Origin of the sequence: Streptomyces sp. NPDC002133, assembly GCF_040296405.1 — a bacterium.
Lineage (GTDB): Bacteria > Actinomycetota > Actinomycetes > Streptomycetales > Streptomycetaceae > Streptomyces.
Genome location: NZ_JBEOXF010000033.1, coordinates 1 through 20,903, shown reverse-complemented (window position 1 = coordinate 20,903; position 20,903 = coordinate 1). Strand labels below are relative to the sequence as shown.

Annotated in this window: 15 protein-coding genes and 3 tRNA genes; 14 read left to right on the top strand and 4 right to left on the bottom strand. The window is 71.1% G+C overall.

Annotated features, from left to right (window positions below; all coding sequences use genetic code 11):
• Positions 1-39: 39 nt before the first annotated feature.
• The 4 genes from ABT078_RS26500 to ABT078_RS26485 all read right to left on the bottom strand — a co-directional run bounded on the left by ABT078_RS26500 (position 40) and on the right by ABT078_RS26485 (position 5,794).
• Complete coding sequence (locus ABT078_RS26500; protein WP_351231869.1) at positions 40-1,965, bottom strand: ABC transporter ATP-binding protein; 1,926 nt, start codon at positions 1,963-1,965, stop codon at positions 40-42.
• On the bottom strand, positions 1,965-3,698 hold the full coding sequence (locus tag ABT078_RS26495; protein WP_351231867.1) for an ABC transporter ATP-binding protein: 1,734 nt from the start codon (positions 3,696-3,698) through the stop codon (positions 1,965-1,967). Before ABT078_RS26495 ends, ABT078_RS26500 begins: the two co-directional genes overlap by 1 nt.
• 239 nt (positions 3,699-3,937) lie before the next feature.
• On the bottom strand, positions 3,938-5,377 hold the full coding sequence (locus ABT078_RS26490; RefSeq protein ID WP_351231865.1) for an FGGY family carbohydrate kinase: 1,440 nt from the start codon (positions 5,375-5,377) through the stop codon (positions 3,938-3,940).
• A 114-nt stretch (positions 5,378-5,491) separates the two neighbouring features.
• On the bottom strand, positions 5,492-5,794 hold the full coding sequence (locus ABT078_RS26485) for a YtxH domain-containing protein (RefSeq protein ID WP_351231862.1): 303 nt from the start codon (positions 5,792-5,794) through the stop codon (positions 5,492-5,494).
• A gap of 169 nt (positions 5,795-5,963) precedes the next feature.
• Here ABT078_RS26485 and ABT078_RS26480 point away from each other — a divergent pair.
• The 14 genes from ABT078_RS26480 (at position 5,964) to ABT078_RS26410 (ending at position 20,785) form a co-directional block, all read left to right on the top strand.
• Positions 5,964-6,036: transfer RNA gene (locus ABT078_RS26480), tRNA-Asn, on the top strand.
• A gap of 5 nt (positions 6,037-6,041) precedes the next feature.
• Positions 6,042-6,114 (top strand) — tRNA-Asn (locus ABT078_RS26475).
• Between the two features lie 178 nt (positions 6,115-6,292).
• Positions 6,293-6,369, top strand: a tRNA-Ile gene (locus ABT078_RS26470).
• A 680-nt stretch (positions 6,370-7,049) separates the two neighbouring features.
• On the top strand, positions 7,050-7,379 hold the full coding sequence (locus tag ABT078_RS26460; protein ID WP_351231983.1) for a hypothetical protein: 330 nt from the start codon (positions 7,050-7,052) through the stop codon (positions 7,377-7,379).
• Between the two features lie 227 nt (positions 7,380-7,606).
• Positions 7,607-8,095, top strand: coding sequence for a hypothetical protein (locus ABT078_RS26455; protein ID WP_351231860.1), 489 nt, complete (start codon positions 7,607-7,609; stop codon positions 8,093-8,095).
• On the top strand, positions 8,095-9,132 hold the full coding sequence (gene pstC / locus ABT078_RS26450) for a phosphate ABC transporter permease subunit PstC (protein ID WP_351231858.1): 1,038 nt from the start codon (positions 8,095-8,097) through the stop codon (positions 9,130-9,132). The genes ABT078_RS26455 and pstC overlap by 1 nt, the downstream gene beginning before the upstream one ends.
• Before the next feature lies 1 nt (position 9,133).
• Positions 9,134-10,423, top strand: a complete 1,290-nt coding sequence (gene pstA / locus ABT078_RS26445) for a phosphate ABC transporter permease PstA (RefSeq protein WP_351231856.1) — start codon at positions 9,134-9,136, stop codon at positions 10,421-10,423.
• 134 nt (positions 10,424-10,557) lie between these two features.
• Positions 10,558-12,237: a phosphate ABC transporter substrate-binding protein PstS gene (pstS, locus tag ABT078_RS26440; protein ID WP_351231854.1), complete on the top strand. Its 1,680-nt coding sequence runs from the start codon at positions 10,558-10,560 to the stop codon at positions 12,235-12,237.
• On the top strand, positions 12,234-14,786 hold the full coding sequence (locus tag ABT078_RS26435) for a hypothetical protein (RefSeq protein ID WP_351231852.1): 2,553 nt from the start codon (positions 12,234-12,236) through the stop codon (positions 14,784-14,786). The genes pstS and ABT078_RS26435 overlap by 4 nt, the downstream gene beginning before the upstream one ends.
• A gap of 96 nt (positions 14,787-14,882) precedes the next feature.
• Positions 14,883-15,881 (top strand): substrate-binding domain-containing protein, encoded by a 999-nt coding sequence (locus ABT078_RS26430; RefSeq protein WP_351231850.1) that lies wholly within the window; start codon positions 14,883-14,885, stop codon positions 15,879-15,881.
• Between the two features lie 110 nt (positions 15,882-15,991).
• Positions 15,992-17,566, top strand: coding sequence for an Ig-like domain repeat protein (locus tag ABT078_RS26425; protein WP_351231848.1), 1,575 nt, complete (start codon positions 15,992-15,994; stop codon positions 17,564-17,566).
• 123 nt (positions 17,567-17,689) lie between these two features.
• On the top strand, positions 17,690-19,576 hold the full coding sequence (locus tag ABT078_RS26420; RefSeq protein ID WP_351231846.1) for a WxL protein peptidoglycan domain-containing protein: 1,887 nt from the start codon (positions 17,690-17,692) through the stop codon (positions 19,574-19,576).
• Positions 19,577-19,649: 73 nt separating this feature from the next.
• Complete coding sequence (locus ABT078_RS26415) at positions 19,650-20,522, top strand: hypothetical protein (RefSeq protein WP_351231844.1); 873 nt, start codon at positions 19,650-19,652, stop codon at positions 20,520-20,522.
• A 20-nt stretch (positions 20,523-20,542) separates the two neighbouring features.
• Entirely contained in the window at positions 20,543-20,785 is a 243-nt protein-coding gene (locus tag ABT078_RS26410) for a hypothetical protein (protein ID WP_351231842.1), read from the top strand.
• Positions 20,786-20,903: the final 118 nt, after the last annotated feature.

Sequence of the window (20,903 nt, the reverse complement as noted above, 5' to 3'; positions counted from 1 at the left end):
GGGCCCGGCGTTCCCGCCGGACCCGATCTCCCGTACGCATCAGTCGACTTCGACGACCGCCTGCGCGAACTGCGCCGCGTACAGCCGTGCGTACGCGCCCTCCGCCGCCAGCAGTTCCTCGTGCGTGCCCTGTTCGACGATGGAACCGTTCTCCATCACCAGGATCACGTCGGCGTCCCGGATCGTCGAGAGCCGGTGCGCGATCACAAAGCTCGTCCGCCCGTGGGCGAGGCGTGCCATCGCCTTCTGTATCAGCACCTCGGTACGGGTGTCGACCGAGCTCGTCGCCTCGTCGAGCACCAGGATCACCGGGTCGGACAGGAACGCCCGCGCGATGGTGATGAGCTGCTTCTCGCCGGCACTGACGCCCGAGCCCTCGTCGTCGATGACGGTGTCGTAGCCGTCGGGCAGCGTGCGGATGAAACGGTCGGCGTGCGCCGCACGCGCCGCTTCCTCGATCTGCTCCCGCGTGACCTTGCCGGACGTCCCGTACGCGATGTTCTCGGCGATCGTCCCGCCGAACAGCCAGGTGTCCTGCAGCACCATGCCGATCCCGGCCCGCAGGTCGTCCCGCGACATGGCCGCGACGTCGACCCCGTCGAGGGTGATCCGGCCGCCCGTCACCTCGTAGAACCGCATCAGCAGATTCACCAGCGTGGTCTTGCCCGCGCCGGTCGGGCCGACGATCGCGACCGTGTGACCCGGCTCGACCTCCAGGGACAGATCCTCGATGAGCGACTTCTCCGGGTCGTAGCGGAACGCCACCTTCTCCAGCGCGACCGCGCCACGCAGCTTCTCGGGACTGACCGCGCCCGCCGGGTCGGGCTCCTGCTCGTCGGCGTCCAGCAGCTCGAAGATCCGCTCGGCCGATGCGACGCCCGACTGCACCAGGTTCGCCATCGACGCGACCTGCGTCAGCGGCATCGAGAACTGCCGCGAGTACTGGATGAAGGCCTGCACATCACCGATCGACAGCGTGCCCGAGGCGACCCGGAGCCCGCCGACCACGGCCACGAGCACATAGTTGATGTTCGAGACGAAGAACATCAGCGGTTGCATGATCCCGCTGTTGAACTGCGCCCGGAACCCAGCCTCGTAGAGCGCGTCGTTCTGCTCGGCGAAGTCGGCCGCGGACTCCTGCTGCCGTCCGAAGACCTTCACCAGCGCATGGCCGGTGTACATCTCCTCGATGTGCGCGTTGAGCCGGCCCGTCGACTTCCACTGCTGCACGAACTGCGGCTGCGAGCGCTTGCCGACCTTCGCCGCGATGACCACCGAGAGCGGCACCGTCACCAGCGCGACCAGCGCCAGCAGCGGTGAGATCCAGAACATCATCGCCAGCACACCCACGATGGTGAGCAGGGAGTTGATCAGCTGGCCCATCGACTGCTGCATGGTCTGCGAGATGTTGTCGATGTCGTTGGTCGCGCGGCTCAGCACCTCGCCGCGCTTGGCCTGGTCGAAGTACGACAGCGGCAGCCTCGACAGCTTCGTCTGGACGTCCTCACGCATCCGGTACACGGTCCGGTTGATCACCCGGATCGAGGCCCGCGTCGCGACCAGCATCAGCAGCCCCGCGGCCACGTACACCACGAGCGCCGTCAGCAGGACGTTCCCGACCGCGGTGAAGTCGATGCCGTGGCCCGGGGTGAAGTCGACTCCGGACAGCAAGTCCGCGAGCCCGCCGTCGCCCCGCTCGCGCAGACCTTCGACGGCCTGATCCTTGGTCGTGCCGTCCGGCAGGTCGCGCCCGACGACACCCGCGAAGACGAGGTCGGTCGCCTTTCCGAGGATCAGCGGTCCGACCACCGAGAGGGCCACGCTGAGCACCGCGGCCGCCAGCATCAGCCACAGGGTGCGGCGCTCCGGGGCGAGCTGCCGCAGCAGCCGCTTGACCGAACCCTTGAAGTCCATGGACCGCTCGCCGGACTGGCCCATCATCATGCGTCCGCCAGGACCCGCCATCAGGCAGCCTCCGCCTCGGTCAGCTGGGAGAGCACGATCTCCCGGTACGTCTCGTTGCTCTCCATCAGCTCGTGATGGCGACCGGTGCCCACGACCCGGCCCTCGTCGAGGACCACGATCCGGTCGGCGTCACGGATGGTCGACACCCGCTGGGCGACGATCACGACGGTCGACTCGGCCGTCTCCAGCGCCAGCGCGCCGCGCAGCGCGGCGTCCGTCGCATAGTCCAGGGCGGAGAAGGAGTCGTCGAAGAGATAGATCTCCGGCCGCTGCACCAGCGTCCGCGCGATCGCGAGCCGCTGCCGCTGCCCGCCGGAGACATTGGTGCCGCCCTGTGCGATCGGCGCGTTCAGCCCGCCGTCGAGTGCGTGGACGAAGTCGGCGGCCTGGGCGACCTCGAGCGCGTGCCACAGCTCCTCGTCGGTCGCGTCGGGATTCCCGTACCGCAGATTCGTGGCGACCGTGCCGGAGAAGAGGTACGGCTTCTGCGGCACGAGCCCCACGGTCCGCGCCATGAGCGCCGGGTCCAGCTGCCGTACGTCCACGCCGTCCACGAGCACCTCGCCGCCGGTCACGTCGAACAGCCGCGGGACGAGTCCGAGCAGCGTCGACTTGCCGCTGCCCGTCGACCCGATGATCGCGGTCGTCTCGCCCGGCCGGGCCACAAGCTCCACGTCCTGCAGGACGGGCTCCTCGGCACCCGGGTAGCGGAAGTGCGCTCCCCGTACCGCCAGATGGCCGTGGCGTGCCAGTTCCCGCACGGGCCGGGCCGGCGGGACGACGCTCGACTCGGTCTCCAGGACCTCCTGGATCCGCTCGGCGCACACCTCGGCGCGCGGGACCATCATGAACATGAAGGTGGCCATCATCACGGCCATGACTATCTGCATCAGATAGGCGAGGAAGGCCGTGAGCGCGCCGATCTGCATCCCGCCGCTGTCGATGCGGTGCGCACCGAACCAGACGACCGCGATGCTCGACACGTTCACGACCGTCATGACGATCGGGAACATCAGTGCCATGAGCCGTCCGGTCGACATGGAGACATCCGTCAGCTCGGCGTTCGCGCCGCGGAACCGCTCCTCCTCGTACGGGTCCTTCACGAACGCCCTGATCACGCGGTTGCCGGTGATCTGCTCCCGCAGCACCCGGTTCACCGTGTCGAGCCTCTCCTGCATGGTCCGGAACAGCGGCCGCATCTTCTTCACGATCAGCGCCACCGAGATGCCGAGTACCGGCACGACCGCGAGCAGCACCATCGACAGCGGTACGTCCAGGGCCAGAGCCAGGACGATGCCGCCGACGCACATGATCGGCGCGGAGACCATCAGTGTGAACGCCATGAGCGCCAGCATCTGGACCTGCTGGACGTCGTTGGTCGTGCGCGTGATGAGCGAGGGCGCCCCGAAATGCCCGACCTCGCGGGCCGAGAACGACTGCACGCGGTCGAAGACGGCGGCCCGCACGTCCCGGCCGAGCGCGGCCGCGGTCCTGGCTCCGTAGTGGACGGCCCCGATGTTGCAGACGACCTGGACGATGCTCACGGCGACCATCAGCGCGCCGAAGGCCAGGATGTAGCCGGTGTCGCCCCGGACGACACCGTTGTCAATGATGTCGGCGTTCAGGGTGGGCAGATAGAGGGTGGCGCTGGTCTGCAGCAGTTGCAGAGCCACCAGCAGGGCGAGGGGTTTGCGGTACGGACGCAGGAACGTTTGGAGCAGTCTTATGAGCACGCCAAGGTCTCTCGGGTCGGCACAATCGTGGAGTCGCCCCAATCTTGCGTCACTCCACGACCCGCTGCCCAAAGGATTTCGCCAAACCCAGGTCAAGAACGCGCACCCACGAGAAGACGCGCACTCCCGACGGCCGAAGGCCGGGGGCGCGGGCGCGCACTCACGGCGTCCCGGAGTCCTGACGTCCCGACCGGCGTCCCGGCGTCCCGGAGTCCTGGCGACCGGCGTCCCGGGGTCCGTCAGGAGCCGAACGCCCCCGGGTGCACCTGCTCCCGCGTCGCGACGTACTGCTGCCGCACGGCCTGGCCCACCGGCAGGTCGTCGCCCGGTTCGAAGATCTGCGCCGCAGCCCCCTGCCAGGCCGGCGGGGTGTGCGGGGCGAGCGTGCCCTGCGCGACGCCGAGCGCCCAGGCCGCCTGCCGGGCCGCGCCGAGCGCCGCGTAGTCCGCGGGCTGCGGTACGACGACCTGCGCGGCGAAGATCGCCGGCGCCGCCGCCTGCACCGCGTGCAGTTCCGCGGCCTGCCCCAGCAGGAACACCCGCCGCACGTCCACGCCGCGTCGGCGCAGCACGTCCAGCGCGTCGGCGAGCCCGCACAGCATGCCCTCGAAGGCCGCGCGCGCCAGATGCTCGCGCTTCATCGACTCGCGCCGCAGCCCGGTGAGGGTGCCCGCGGTGTGCGGCAGATGCGGGGTGCGCTCGCCCTCCAGATAGGGGAGCAGTACGAGACCGGAGGCGCCCGGGGTCGACTTCATCGCGAGCGCGGACAGTTCGTCCAGGTCCTCGATGCCCAGGAGCTCGGCGGTGCCCCGCAGGGCCCGTACGGCATTGAGGGTGTGGACGACCGGGAGGTGCATACCGGTGGCGTCCGCGTAGGAGGTGATCATTCCGGACGGGTCGGTGAGTGCCTCGTGGTGCACCGCCATCACGGAACCCGAGGCCCCGAGCGACACCACCGCGTCACCGGGACCGAGCCCGAGCCCGAACGCGGCGGCCATGGTCTCGCCGGTGCCCGCGGAGATCAGCAGCCCTTCGGGAGTGGTCCCGGCGGCATCGGAAGGCCCCAGTACCTCGGGCAGCGCGGCCTGATGGCCGAGCGCCATCTCCACGAGGTCCGGGCGGTACGAGCCCGTACCCGCCGACCAGTACCCGGTCGCCGATGCCCCGCCCCGGTCCGTGGTCCGGCGCACGGGCCTGCCCAGCAGCTGCCACACCAGCCAGTCGTGGGGCTGCATCACCAGCGCGGTGCGCTGGGCCGCCTCGGGCTCGGTCCGCGCCAGCCAGCGCAGCTTCGCGACGGGCAGCCCCGACTGCGGTACGCATCCGACGGCCTCGGCCCAGGCCTGTCGACCGCCGAGCGCCTCGATCAGATCCGCCGCCGCGACCTGCGCCCGCTTGTCGTTCCCGACGACCGCGGCCCGCACCGGGGCCCCGGACGCGTCGAGCGGGATCAGTCCGTGCTGCTGCGCCGACACACCGATGGCCTGCACGCCCTCCAGCAGCCCGCCGGCGGCTGCCTCGCCCAACGACAGCAGCCACGCCTGTGGATCGACGTCGCTCGCCTTGGCCTCGACCGGGTGCGGTGCGTAGCCCTGGCGCAGCACGGCGCCCGTGTCCGTGTCGCAGACGACGATGCGAGTGAAGGTGGACGAACTGTCCAGCCCGGCGACTATCCCCATGCCGTTAGATTCTGCCGCACTCGGGCGCCGGCGGCGGACCGGGGACGGTCGGAGCGACGCCGGCCCGCCCTGCGGTCCCGGGCCCGGCCCGCCGCCCGGGCCTCCCGGTTCCGCTCACGTATTGGTCGTACCCCAGTCGTCCTCGGCGCCGCCCTGACTCCGTTCCCGCAGGGACCGCACCCGCTCGGCCACCGAGTCGGGCACATGGTCCCCGACCTTCTCGCTCACCACGTGGTACGCCTTCTCCGCCACCTCGCGGCTCGTCTGCGCGGCGGACTCCGCGGCGTTGCGCACGGCCGGGTTCTGCGTGAACTCCCGGGCGGACTTCTTCAGCTGCTCGTAACGCTCGCGCCCGGCCCGGGTCCCGAGCACGTAACCGACGGCCACTCCGGCGATGAACGTGATCCGGTATCGCATCGCTGCCACCCTTCGCCTGCGTCGTCCCCGACGCCGGGATCTGAGGTCACGAGGTCACGGGGGGAACCGATTGGCGGAGCACCCCCCTGCTTGCGCTAATGTATGTGTCGCAGCGAGCGAGCGCCGCCCGGGAAGCCCGGGGTAGGTACGTTCGGTGCACACGCAGCAATCCCCTGTAGCTCAATTGGCAGAGCAGCCGGCTGTTAACCGGCAGGTTACTGGTTCGAGTCCAGTCGGGGGAGCGCGATCCCCTGTAGCTCAATTGGCAGAGCATTCGGCTGTTAACCGGAGGGTTACTGGTTCGAGTCCAGTCGGGGGAGCGGCCGAGGAAGAGGACCCTGCGGGGTCCTCTTTCCATGTGTTCCCCGGCTTCCGGAACCGAGCAGGCGGCAGTGCAGTCCTCATGGTCGGAGCGACGCCGACCATCCGAGGCAGGAGATCGTATGAGCGGCTATGCTGCGGCAGACGGCGCGCACAAATGTGCGCGACGCGCCGTTAGGGGCGGTAGCTCAGCCGGTTAGAGCAGCGGACTCATAATCCGTCGGCCGTGGGTTCGAGTCCCACCCGCCCCACCACAGCCCAGTGGTGCAGAAACGTTCTGACCAGCAACTTTGCTGGCCGGAGGCGAGTGCAGCAGGGTCTTGGCGGCCCGTCCTGGTCATGGTGTCATGATCGTGAGGACAAATTGAGGACGCGGGTCACGCGGCGGGGTGCATTCCCTCGTCCGGACCATCGTCGTCGGCCTCCGGGCCTTTTTCCTGGGCCTTCGACTGGGGCTCGTCCCGTCCTGGGCGTGCCTTTCGGGGGCGCGGCACGACTGCGCTCGTCGACTCCGCCTCGGCCGTCATGAGTTGAGGCAGACACTTGTGTACATGTCCGAGCTGATCTGGCGGGAGCTGTGCCCCATCGCTCTTGGACGACCTTGATGTCTGCTTTCCCCAGCAGCGCCAGCGTTGCCGACAGGTGCCGCGTGTCGTGCAGGCGGATCGGGGGAAGCCCGGACAGCTCAACGAGCCGCTTGAGTCTCCGGCTCATCCAGTCGGGGTGAAGGGGCTCGCCGTACTCGTGGGTCCACACCCGGTTGGTCTCGACCCACGCTTTCTCACCGGACCACTGCTGTCGCTCCCTGTCCTGGCGCAACCGCCACTGCTGCCACAGCTCGCGCGTCTGGGAGTCGAGCGTGACGGTCCGCACGCTGTTCTGCTTCGGGGCCTCGTCGTACTGGCGGTAGGCGATCTCAACGATCTGCGCGGAGATGCGGAACCACGAGCCGGTCAGGCCGACCTGCGGCCAGGCCAGGCCAGGGCAGGGCGCACATCTCCCCGCGGCGCGGGCCGCGGAAGACGGCACCCTGGGATTTGCGGCGGCGGTATCGCTCCAGTCGGCTGTCCCGTGGCGGACGTTCCGCTGGTACAAGGGCCAGAAGGACTACTCCGGCGTCTACTGGGCGGCGATGGTCCGCGCGCGAGCGATCCATGCCGGGGACGCGGAGGAGGACTGGACCGACCTCCTGCCGGACGTCCGCGCGCTCGCCGATCGGCTCGTCGCCGCGATCGAGGAGTCGGCCGCGCGCCGCAGCCGGTAAGTCCCTGACGCACCGTCATCGAGGGCCCGGGATCCGCGCAGCGTCATCAAGGCCTTGATCACGATTACCTTGGGTTCTAACGAGCCTCCCATTCATTTTCCCTCCGTTCGGCCTTCACCTTTCTGTGCACACAGGCCCTTCACAACCCGCGAGCGTCAGGTGCGCTTGGGGAGATCTTCCGACCTGTGGCGATAGCGCCGGGGTGGAAGTGGAAGGGGGTGGTTTCGATGGTTCATGCACGTTTCTTGTATGTGGTGCGCGTATCGCCGCAGAGACCGGATGGCGGGGAGAAGCCCGTCGGATGGCGGCTGGTCGGTGCGAACAACCGTGAACTGGGTCGCGGCGCCGAGGCGTTCGGCAGCCTCGCGGAGTGCCAGGCCGCGGTGGGCGAGCTGCGGGAGAAGGTCGCGGGGGCCCGGGTGCTCATGAGCATGTCGGACGCGGCGAGCAACTGGACATGGCGCGTGGAGATCGAGGGGCGGGTGTTCGCGGTCGCCGGACGGCCCTATCTGCGCCAGCGGGAATGCCAGTTCAACCTCAACCAGTTCCTCGCCGCGGTCCCGGTGGCACAGCTGGCCGAGGGGATGCCGAACCTGCCGCGGCAGCGCGGTGCATTGCAGCGGGGTCCCGCGCGGCCCAGGTCTACGCGGGCAGAGTCCGACGACGACGGTCACGCCGGCAGGCCGGTCGGCGTCCGGGCCGGGGCGGGTGCGTGATGACCGTGGTCGTGTCCGGAATCGGGCACCCGTCCGATCCCGGTCCAGAGCCCGAGCCCGTCGACGCGCCGCGTGCGGTGCGGGGCAGGGGCGCGCTCGCGGACCGCCTCTTCCGCGGCGGGGCGCGGGGCAGCGGGGCCGTGGTCCTGGCCGTCATGCTGCTGGTCGGGGTCTTCCTGACCTACCGTGCGTCCGAGGCGCTCGGTGTCGCCGAGTTCGGCTTCCTCACCACCTCCGCGTGGGAGCCGGACTCGCACAACTTCGGCATTGCCGCGGTCCTCACCGGCACGGTGCTCATCGGCCTCGTGGCGATCAGCATCGCGGTACCGCTGGCGCTGGGCACCGCGCTTTACATCTCGGAGTACGCGCCCCGTCGGCTGAAGTCGTCCCTCGTCAGCCTCGTCGACCTCATGGCCGCCGTGCCGAGCGTGGTGTACGGCCTCTGCGGCGCCTTCTTCCTGCAGGGGTACATCGTCGGGCTCTCCCGCTGGATCTCCACGTACTTCTCGTGGATCCCGATCTTCGCGGTCGACGGGGCCGACCCGACCGACCCGCTGCAGACGACGACGGTCTACACGTCCTCCAGCTTCATCGCCGGCATCGTCGTGGCGCTCATGGTCACCCCGATCGCCTGCTCGGTGATGCGGGAGACGTTCTCGCAGGCGCCTCCGGGTGAGCGCGAGGGAGCCTTCGCGCTCGGGGCGACGAAGTGGGGAATGATCCGCGCCGTCGTCCTGCCGTTCGGCTGGGGCGGCGTGATCGGCGGCACCATGCTGGGCCTCGGCCGGGCCCTCGGCGAGACCATCGCCGTCTACATGATCATCTCTCCGGTCTTCGTCGTGCAGTGGCACGTCCTGCAGAACGGAACCAACTCCGTGTCCGCGCTGATCGCACTGCGCTACGGCTCTGCGAGCGAGTTCGGCATGTCGGCCCTGATGGCCGCGGGACTCGCGCTGTTCCTGATGACGCTGGTCGTGAACTTCATCGCCTCCTCGGTCGCGGCACGCGGCCGCTCGGGCAGCGGGGCGGAGGCCTGAGATGACCGAACTCATGAAGGACGCGCCCGTGCAGCCGCCGACGACCGTGCGGCCGGCGGTCGGCGCACCCGAGGACGCGTCCCCCGAAGTCCGCAGGAACACCTCGACCCTGCATGCCTCGGACCTCCTCGCCCTGGCCGGCGCGGCCGTGGGCTCGCTGGCGCTGACGGTTCTCCTCTTCGTCTGGATCGCTCCGTTCGACTCGGCCCTGGGCTTCGTGGTCCTCGCGTACGTCCTCTTCCTCGGCCTGTACGCGGCGCTGGTCTCCTTCGACGAGAGCGGCGTGACCGTACGCGACAAGGTCGCGGCGGTGCTGTGGCTGAGCCTCGCTCTGGTCCTGCTGGCGGCGCTGGTCCTGGTGGTGGGCTACACCCTGTGGCGCGGCCGGCCCGCCCTGGTGCACCTCAACTTCTTCGTGGAGGACATGTCGAGCACCGGTCCGCTGCAGCCGCTCAGCCAGGGCGGTGTCGTCCACGCGATCGTGGGCACGCTGGAGCAGATCGCCATCGCGCTGGTGATCACCGTGCCGCTCGGACTGGCGTGCGCGGTGTTCCTCAACGAAGTGCCCGGCAGATACGCCCGGTTCGTACGGACCATCGTCGAGGCGATGACCGCGCTGCCGTCGATCGTGGCCGGACTCTTCATCTACGCCACGGTCATCCTCATCCTCGGCGTCGACAAGTCCGGGTTCGCCGCCGCGCTGGCGATCAGCGTGATGATGCTCCCCATCGTCATCCGGGCCGCCGACGTGGTGATCCGGCTGGTGCCCGGCTCGCTGCGCGAGGCGTCGTACGCCCTGGGCGCCTCCCAGTGGCGCACGGTGTGGACCGTGGTGCTGCCCACCGCGCGCTCCGGGCTCACCACCGCGGTGATCCTGGGCACCGCCCGGGGGATCGGCGAGACCTCACCGGTGCTGCTCACCTCCGGCCTCGCGACGGGCCTGAACGCCAATCCGTTCAGCGGCCCGCAGGTCTCTTTGCCGCTGGCCACGTTCGGACTCGTCGGGTCCCCCCAGCCCAGCCTGATCGCCCGCGGGTTCGGCTCCGCCGCCCTGCTGATGGTCATCGTGCTGATGCTGTTCGTGGTGGCCCGCGTGATCGGCGGTCGCGGTCCCGGCGAGCTGAGCCGCAACCAGCAGCACCGGCGGGTGGTGGCCTCGCGCCGCGACGCCGAGCGCATGGCCCGGCGCGCCCGGCTCAGGACCCAGGCAGCCGGGGCGCCCGGGGGCTTCCCGGCAACGGCCGCCCCACCGCCCGGCCCGTCCGACGCCTCCGTCCGGCCCCCGGAGTGACCGGACGCCGCGCAACGCGTCCCGCACCCGCACCGCCGTGCACCGCCCCGTACCGACCAGACCACACCGACCAGGAGTCACCAGCCATGCCCGGATCGCCTCCGGCAACGACAGCACGCCTCCTCCCGAGAGTCGTGACCGCCTTCGCTCTCGTGGCCGCCCTCCTGCTCGGCGTCGCGATGCCGGGCGCCGAGCCCGCCGTCGCCGCCACCTACGTCCCGATCTCGGGTGCCGGATCCACCTGGAGCCAGAACGCCCTCGATCAGTGGAAGGCCAACGTCAAGCAGTACGGCATGACGGTCAACTACAACCCCACCGGGTCGTCCGACGGCCGTAACCAGTTCCGGAACGGCACCGTGGACTACGGCGTCTCCGAGATCCCGTACGGCATCAAGGACTCGGGCGTCGTCGACTCGCCGCCGTCCCGCAAGTACGCCTACATGCCGATCGTGGCCGGCGGAACCTCGTTCATGTACAACCTCATGATCGGCAACCGGCGGGTGACCAACCTCCGGCTGTCCGGAGAGGTCGTCGCCAAGATCTTCACCGGGCAGATCAAGACCTGGAACGACCCGGAGATCAAGGCCGACAACCCGGCGCTCGCCTCGGCGCTGCCCGCCCGCCGGGTCGTGCCCGTGGTGCGCTCCGACGGCTCCGGCACCAGCGCGCAGTTCACCAAGTGGCTGAGCGTGAAGCACAGATCCCTGTGGGACGACTACTGCCGCAGGGCGGGCCGCCAGACTCCGTGCGGGGAGACGTCGAACTTCCCGATCGTTCCGGGCAGCGGCTTCGTCGGCCAGTCGGGCTCGAACGGAGTGTCCGGCTACGTCGCCCAGAGGGGCAACGTCGGCACCATCACCTACGTCGAGTACTCCTTCGCGGTGTACACCACCCACTTCCCGGTGGCCAAGGTGCTCAACGAGGCCGGGTACTACACCGAACCGACCGCCAAGAACGTGGCGGTGGCGCTCACGAAGGCGAGGATCGAGGAGAACCCCTCCTCGCCGGAGTATCTGACGCAGAAGCTCGAGGGCGTCTACAACGACACCGACAAGCGGTCCTATCCGCTGTCGAGCTACAGCTACATGATCATCCCGACCAAGTTGGAGTCCAACTTCAACGCCCAGAAGGGCAAGACCCTCGGGGCCTTCGCGTACTACTTCCTCTGCCAGGGGCAGCAGCGGGTCGACCGTCTCGGCTACTCACCGCTCCCCATCAACCTCGTGGAGGCCGGGCTCCAGCAGGTCCGCAAGATCCCCGGCGTGAACCCCGAGAACATCAACATCAAGAACTGCCACAACCCCACCTTCTCCAGCGACGGCACCAACACGCTGGCCAAGACCGCGCCCTACCCGCCCGCCTGTGACTTCAAGGGCCCGACGCAGTGCTCCACCGGCACGGGCGGCGCCAAGACCCCGACCACCGTCAACGGCTCGGGCTCGGGCTCGGGCTCCGGCGGCAGTTCGTCGGGCTCCGCCCAGGGCGGCACGAACGGCGGCAGCACCGGCTCGGGAGGTGCGACCGCCGGCGCGGGCGGCAAGGGCACGGGCGGTACGACGACCGGCACCGGCAGCGGCGGGGCCACGGGCGGCCCCGGTGGAGCCACGATCGACCCGGACACGGGCCAGGTCATCGGGGACAGCGGCGGGGCGGCCGGCGGCAGCGGCGACGCTTTCGCCGTACCGGTCACGACCTCCAGGGGCATCGGCGGCGGCACGCGGACCGTGCTCATGGCGGTGGCGGGCGTGCTGCTGGTGGCGATCACCGTCGGACCGCCGCTGATCGGCCGGCGGCTGAAGCGAGGCCGGTCGTGATCGCAGCGCTCCGCCGCTTCCTCGCGACGTCGGTCACCGTCGCCCTCGTCATGCTCTCCGTGATCGGCACCGCCGTGCTGGCGTCTGCGCCATGGCCGGCGGACGCCGCAGACCGGGCCGCAGCCGGGGAGGGATCCGCGGTGACCGTCTCCGGACAGGGCCCCCACGCGAATCTGAAGGTGACGGTCGGCCAGACCCGGAACCTGGTCAACCAGGCCGTGAAGATCAGCTGGCAGGGCGCCGCTCCCACGGTCCCGGACACCAACTACGCCGCCAACTACCTCCAGATCATGCAGTGCTGGGGGGACGACGCCGCGGGACCCAGCCCCGAGCAGTGCCAGTTCGGCGGCACGTCCGCACAGGAACTCGGCAACTCCGCCGGCGCGTTCACCAACACCCGGCAGCTGACGTACGGCGGGCTCAAGGACCCGGCCCAGCAGCTTCCCCCGGCGGGCGAGACCGGCATCTCGTACGTCCCCTTCAAGTCCGTCACCGGCGATGTGAGCACGAAGGGGAACTGGAACGACTTCTACGACGTGAACACCACGAACGAAGTCGCCCACGCCCGCAGCGGCCCCGACGGCAAGGGCGAGGTGTACTTCGAGGCCCAGACGGCGCTGGAGGCGCCGGGTCTCGGCTGCGGAGAGGTGCAGGCCGGCTCCTCGAACGGGTCGCCGGGACGATCCTGCTGGCTGGTGGTCGTGCCGCGCGGCGAGACGGAGGTCGACGGCAGCTCGTACCGCGCCCAGTCGAGCGGACAGCTGCAGTCGTCGCCGCTCAGCGCGAGCAACTGGCAGCACCGCCTCGTCGTGCCGTTGCGCTTCGAACCGATCGGCAGCTTCTGCCCGATCGGCGCCGACGAACGGAGCGCACTCGGGCACGAGATCATCGCCGAGGCCGTCATCCGCTGGCAGCCGGCCCTGTGCCAGACCGGCAGCCGGACCATCTACGGCTACGCGAAGGTGACCGACGAAACGGCCCGCGGCCAGTTGGTCTCCGACGCGCCCGGCATGGTGTTCCTGGGCCGCCCGGTCACCGGCGACCAGGTTCCGGAGGGACCGAAACCCGTCTACGCGCCCGTGGCGCTGTCCGGGCTGACCATCGGCTTCTTCGTCGAGAGCCAGGCCCGCTCCAGCGCGCCCGCCGAGGTCAAGGCACGCAACGGAGCACGGCTGACCAGCCTCAACCTCACCCCGCGGCTCGTCGCCAAGCTGCTCACCGAGTCCTACCAGGACGGCAACTCGCGTTTGGCGCCGAGCACCGCGGAGAACCCCTTCAACCTGGTGTACGACCAGGAGTTCCTCAAGCACAACCCCGCCTACAAGGACCTCGAGTACCGCTCCAGCCTCGGCGACGCGCTGGTGGCGGAGGAACTGTCCGACGCGACGGGGCAGCTGTGGAACTGGGTCGACCAGGACCCGGCCGCCCGGGAGTTCCTCGACGGCACCCCGGACAACGAGGGGCGTCACGGCGACCCCGCCTTCTCGGGGATGAAGGTCAACCCGCACTACCGGGGCATCGACCTGCCGATCAGCGACTTCCCCAAGAGCGACCCGTTCTGCCAGCCGTTCGCGGACCACCCGGACCATCCCCTGTGCATCCAGGACAAGCACCCGTACGCCTCCGACATGCACACGGCCGCCCGAGCGGCCTCCCGCGGCGACACCCTGGCCCGGGCCAACTGGGACGGCACCAGCACGCCCCCCGGCTACAAGAAGACCCCGCCGCAGACCGCGGGCCAGCGGGCGGTCCTCGCCGTGACCGACACGGCGACGGCCGGCCGCTACGGGCTGGTGACGGCCAAGCTCCAGAACGCCGCGGGCCGCTTCGTCGGCCCGGACGAGGCCGGACTGCTCGCCGGCCAGAAGGCGATGAAGCCCAGCGGCGTCGACGGAGTGCTGAGCCCCGACCCGATGACCAATGCCCGGGACGCCTACCCGCTCACCCTCCTCTCCTACGCCGCGACCGTGCCCGAGCGGCTCACCAAGGAGGAGGGCCGGGACTACGCGGCGCTCCTGAAGTACGCGGCGGGCGCCGGCCAGCAGCCGGGTGTGGCGGCCGGAACCCTCCCCGAGGGATATGCCCCGCTGCCGCAGAGCCTGCGCGCGCAGACCCGTGCCGCGGCCGATGCCATCGCGTCCCGGGCAGGCGCCTCGCCCGCCCCCGGCGATGATTCCGGCGGCTCAGCGGCGGGCCCGGACTCCTCCGGCGGCGGTGCGGCAGCCGGCGGGAACACGAGCGGCGGCACCGGGACGACGGGCGGGCAGCCGGGCGCGGCCGGAGGCGCCGTGGCGTCCCCGTCCGCGGCGGCCGCGCAGCCCTCGGGGAAGCCCTCGCCGGGCGCACCCGCCGCCGCCTCCGGGGAACCGCTCCTCCGCACTCCGGCCTGGGCGCTCGGAGCGGTGCGCTACGCCCTTCTGACCGCCCTCGTCGTCGGGCTCGCCGCCGCGGCCGGCGGCCACCTGCTTCCCCGGGTGGTGCCGCGGCTGTCGGCGGGAATCGCGGCCCGGCGTGCCGGGGCCACGCCCTCAGGAAAGCAAGGGGGGTGATGCCCGAACCCGAAAAACCGACAGGTCCGCGCCAACGAACTGTCCGAACACGCGCCGGGCATCACCCGGCGAAAGCCTATCCGAGAGGTAACGCACGTGAACAAGCGAAAGACAGCCATTGCCGCCGTCGGCATAGCCGGTCTGCTCACCGGCAGCGTCTGCGCGAGCCAGGCCGTCGCCGACCCCTCCGGGCCGCCGCCCCACCGCCAGCTCTCCGGTGTCGGCTCCGACACCACCCAGGACGTGATGAACGGCCTGGCCAACGCCATCACCATCGGCGGCCAGAAGGTCATCGGCTCGTACGACGCCACCGGCTCGGCCCAGATCACCACCAAGAACCCCGCCACCACCCCGGGCTGCACCATCAACCGCCCGAACGGCTCGGGCGCCGGTCGCACCGCCCTGCTGAACTCCCTGCAGGCGAACAACGGCTGCCTCGACTTCTCCCGGTCCTCCAGCCTCAGCCTGGGCGCCGCGAACCCCGGGCTGACGTACGTGCCGTTCGCCGTGGATGCCGTGAGCTACGCGATCACGCCCACCAGCGCCGTGCCGCGCAAGCTCACCCTGAACGACCTCAAGGCGATCTACCACTGCGACGCCAACTACGTGGGCCAGGGCCCCAACTACAGCCTGACGGTCTACCTGCCGCAGGCGGGCTCGGGCACCCGCAGCTTCTGGCAGTCCACGATGGGCATCACCGAGGCCGACGTGGTCGCCGGTGTCTACCCCTGCATCAAGGACGCCAAGGGCGGCGCTCCCGTCCAGGAGCACGACGGCCGTGTCCTCGACGACAAGTCGATCGTCCCGTTCTCCATCGCGCAGTACAACTCGCAGGCCTCGCAGACGATCGCGGACCTCCGCGGCCTCGCGATCCTCGGCACCGTCGACGGTCTCGCGCCGAACACCCTCAACAGCAATTTCGGTGTGAAGCGTGACGTCTACAACGTCATCCCGACCAGCAAGATCGGGACGGCGCCGTGGAGCACGGTCTTCGTCGGCTCGAACTCCCTCGTCTGCCAGCAGCAGGGCGTGATCAACACGTACGGCTTCGCGACCAACGCGAACTGCGGCGACACCAGCAAGCAGACCCCCTGACGCTCCGGCGGCGCGCCCTTCCCGGCCGCCTTCCGAAGCACCCCCAACCCCCCATGTCCGACGCAACGCTCATGCCACTTCCGAATCCTTCCCAGAAGGAGAGCACGACTGTGTGGAAGAACTCACTCTCGCGGAGCCTGGCGGGTGGCCTCGCGAGCCTGATGGCCGTGCTGGCGGGCGGCCTGCTCCTGGCCCCCGCGGCGCACGCCGCCGAAATCGGTACCGCCGAGGTCACCCCGGCGACCGGCTCCGACACCTCCAGCATGTCGCTGACCACGTCGGGCCCCTGCCCCGACAGCGCCACCAACGTCATCGTCACGGTGACCGGTTCGGGCTTCCCGGCCGCAGGCCAGAACGTGGTCGGCAACTCGCCGATCGCGACGTACGCATCGACCCCGGAGGGCGGGCTCGTCATCCCGCTCACCCAGACGATGCGTGACTACGCCAACACGGCCGGCTTCACCAACCTGACGGGCAAGTACACCTTCCTCGTCACCTGCCGTACGGCCTTCAACCCCACCAGCCTCGGGGACTTCCCGGGCCCGGTCTGGTTCACGTCCAACACGACGTACCAGAACACCGACCCCTCCGCGGTCACCGACACCACCACCTCCCTCGCCGTCTCCCCGGCCGCCCCGGTAACCGCGGGCACCCCGGTGACGCTGACCGCGAACGTCGGCCCGGCCGGCGCCGCGGGCACCGTGCAGTTCCGTGACAACGGCGCGGCACTGGGCGGCCCGGTGACCGTCTCCGGCGGCCAGGCCCAGCTCACCACGAGCAACCTGGGCGCAGGCACCCACTCGCTGACGGCCGCCTTCTCGCCGTCGAGCGCCGCCTACAACGGGTCCACGTCGAGCGCCGTCTCGTACCAGGTCAACGCCGCCCCGGCGACGCCGACCACCACCGCGCTGGCCGTCTCGCCCGCGGGCACCGCCCCGCAGTTCAGCCCGGTCACCATGACCGCGTCGGTGGCGCCCGCGGCGGCGGCCGGTTCGGTCAAGTTCCAGGACACCACGGGCGGTACGACCACCACGCTGGCCACGGTGCCGGTCGCCGCCGGCCAGGCGACCTTCACCACCAGCAGCCTGGCGCCCGGCGACCATTCCTTCTCGGCGGCCTTCGTGCCGGCGAACACTGCCGCCTACCTGGGCTCCGACTCCGCCGCGGTCGCGTACGTCGTCGGCGCCTTCGCCGGTGTCACCGCCTCGCAGGACATCACCACGACCGTAGAGGCCGGTGCGCTGGTCATCAGCGTCGACAACCCGCACGTCACCCTGCCCTCCCCGCAGCTCAACGCCAACGGCGACCTGCTGGCCACCACGGGCGCCATCAACGCGGTCACGCTGACCGACACCCGCGCCGGCAACCCCGGCTGGTCCGTCAGCGGTCAGGTGGCCGACTTCTCCGACGGCGGCACGCACAAGATCAACGGTCAGAACCTCGGCTGGACGCCGAAGCTGATCGACAAGGGTGCGTCCCAGACCGTCACGGCCGGCGCGGCGGTCGCCGCGGCGAACGGTGTCGACCCCGCGGACGCGGGCACGGCCGGACTCAAGTCCTCCCGTTCCCTCGCCACGGGCGCCGGTCTGGGCACGGCCCACCTCGGCGCGGACCTCGCCCTCAACGCGCCGACCTCGACCGTGGCCGGCACCTACACGGCCACGCTCACCCTGACGGCCATCTGACCCCGTCGGATGGTTCCGGGCGGCCCCACCCCCAGGTCATGCCGCCCCGACCGGGACGGGCAGCGATGCCCGTCCCGGTCACACCTCCGCCCCGCCGTTCCGCGCCCGATCGGACGACCCGACATGATCACCACCTCAGCCCGCCGAATCGCCGCCGCGCTCGCCGCCGGCCTCATCGCCGTCCTCCCGGCCACTGCCGCAGCCGCCTCGGCCGCATCCCCGGTCCCGGCCACCCGGCAGAGCGACGGCGGACAGGGGCGCACCACGTTCGGCGTCCAGCCCTCCGCAGCCAAGAAGCCCGACGCGCGGCCGAACTTCTCGTACGGGGCGACCCCGGGGGCCGTCGTCAAGGACCACATCGCCGTCTTCAACTACTCCGACAGGCCGCTCACGCTCCGCGTGTACGCGGGCGACGCCTTCACCACGGCCGACGGCGGCTTCGACCTGTTCGCGGCGGACCACAAGCCGACCGATGTCGGCGCCTGGGTCAAGCTCGGCAGGAACGTCCTGAGCGTGCCCCGCCGCTCCCACGTGATCGTCCCCTTCACGATGACCGTCCCCCGCAACGCCACCCCCGGGGACCACACCGGGGGCATCGTCGCGTCGCTGTCCGCGGTGCGTACGGACAAGAAGGGCAACGAGGTCTCGGTCGACCAGCGGGTCGGCGCCCGGATCTATCTGCGGCTCTCCGGCGAACTGAATTCCCAGCTCGCCGTCGAGGACCTGCACACCACCTACCACGGCACCACGAACCCCTTCGGGACCGGCAGCGCGACCGTCACGTACACCGTGCGCAACATCGGGAACGTCCGGCTGGCGGCCCGTCAGGCGGTGCACGTGCGCGACGCGCTCGGCGGCGAGGCCGACGTGGCGAAGGTCCGCGGCATCACCGAACTGCTCCCCGGCGCCTCTCTGAAGATCACCACCTCGGCCACCGGCGTCCGCCCCACCGTGCGCGACACCACCACGGTCACCGTCGACCCCGAGCCCGTACGGGGCGACGTGAAGCACCGCGTGCTGCCGCGCGTCACCCGCACCGCCGCGTTTCCGGCCGTGCCGTGGACGCTGCTGATCGTGCTGTGCGCCGTCGCCGTGCTCCTGACGCTGAACCTCGTCCGAAGGCGTCGGCGCCGCGGACCGATGCGGGGCCCCTCCGGGCAGCGCCGCACCGAAGCCGCCGCGACCCAGGGCCTCGCCTCGTCGGCCGCCGGCCTGGCGGCGGTCGTGCTGGCCGCCGCGGCGATCGTGGCCGGCACCCCGGCCGGCGCACGGGCGGCGGAGAACGGGCCACTGGCCGTCACCCCCGCGCGGGGAAGCGACGCCGAGCCGATCACCCTCACCGCCGCCGGACCCTGCCCCGCGAAGACCACCAACGTCATCGCCCGCGTCACCGGAGCGGGATTCCCGCGCGGCGGCCAGATCGTCGTCGGCAACGCGCCCCTCGCCACGTATCCGCAGGCGCCGGGCGGCGGTCTCGCGATCCCCCTGACCTTCACGATGCGGGACTACGCCAGCAGGGCCGGGTTCACGGCGCTGCGCGGCACCTACACCTTCACGGTCAGCTGTCTGAAGGGCCCCTTCGACCTGACGAGCCTGCGGGACTTCACCGGATCCCTGCGGTTCACCGCGAAGAACGCGTACCGGGACGGGACGTCCGTCGCGGCCGTGGAGGGCACCGCCCAGGGCGAGAAGGCGCCCGGGCGGTCCGGACAGCCCGTACCGCCGACCGCGTCGGGGGGCGGTACGGGCGCAGGAACGCAGGGAGCTGCACCGGGGAGCGCGGCGGGCGCGGGCGACGCGGCCTCGGTGATGCCCACCGCCCCCGCGAACGGTGCCGGCGCGCCCGCCGCCGCTGCCGGCGACGCGGATCCCCGGAACTCCGGCACCTCGTTCGCCGCCTGGTCGGTGGCCGGTTTCGCGGTCGCCCTCCTCTCGCTCGTCGCGGGTGCCGCCCACTGGGCGCGCGGCCGCCGGGCTCGCGCCGCCGCCGCGTCCGCCACGGACGACTGACCACGCCCCGCACCCCCACCACACCCACCCCACGCACTCATGTCGTGCATCCACTGCTGAGGAGAGACCCACCATGCCGAGCACATTGATCACCAGGCCGGCCGCCGTCGTCATCGGCTCGCTGGCGGCGGTGTCCTGCGCGGCCGCGCTGTTCGCCGCGGGCGCCGCGCATGCCGAGCCCGCCGGTTCGATGGACGTGGCCCCGCACACCGGAACGGACGTCAGCCTGATGGAGCTGACCACGTCGGCCGTCTGCCCGGAGACGGCGACCAACCTCATGGTCACGGTGAAGGGCTCGGGCTTCCCGGCCGAGGGCCAGAACGTGGTGAGCAACTCGCCGCTCACCACGTACGGGACCACGCCGGGCGGCGGCATCAAGGTGCCGCTGACCTTCACCATGCGGGACTACGCGAACCTCGCCGGGTTCACCACGCTGCAGGGCCGCTACGACTTCACGCTGATCTGCCGCACCGCCTTCAACGGCACCAGCCTCGGGGACTTCACCGCGCCGATCTGGTTCACCTCCGACACGGAGTACCGGGACACCGACCCGGCCGGCCCCTCCACGCCGCCTTCCTCCTCGTCGCCCTCCACCACCAACTCCCCGACCGGCACGGCGTCGCCGACGGACACCGCCTCGCCGACCGACACCGCGAGCCCCACGGACACCGCGTCGCCGACGGACACCGCCTCGCCGACCGACACCGCGAGCCCGACGGACACCGCGACCCCGGACGGCGGCTCCCAGGGCATCACGACCGAGGTCAGCGGCGGTTCGAGCGGCTCGGGCGGTACGGGCGGCGGCAACGGCTCCCTCGCGGCCACCGGCGCCGACGCGACCGTGCTGGGCGCGGTGTCGGCCGCCCTCGTCGCGGCGGGTGTCACCGTCGTCCGCCGGGCACGCCGGCGCGAGGAGTTCCCCGTCACCGACACCCCGAACGTCTGAGCCGGGGAGACACACCGACCATGAAGTTCCCCACCGCGCGTCGGCCCCTGTCGGTCGCACTCGCGCCCCTGCTCGCCGCCGGTGCGATCACGCTCGGCACCGGCGGCGCCCGAGCGGACACCCTCGGCACGATGGAGGTGACGCCCGGCGCCGGTACGGACAGCAGCGGCGCCCCGGGGCATCCGATCACCCTCACCGTGACGGCGAAGCGCGCCGGACACGCCGCCGTCCCCGCCACCTCCACGGCGCGGGGGATCGGATGACGGCACCGGGCGCCGTGGCCGACACCACGGCACAGGGAGAGCAGCCGCCTCCGGCGGGCGGCCGGCCCGCCGATGACCCGTGGCTCCCGCCGCCCGGCCGGGCGCGCCCGCCGCGCCC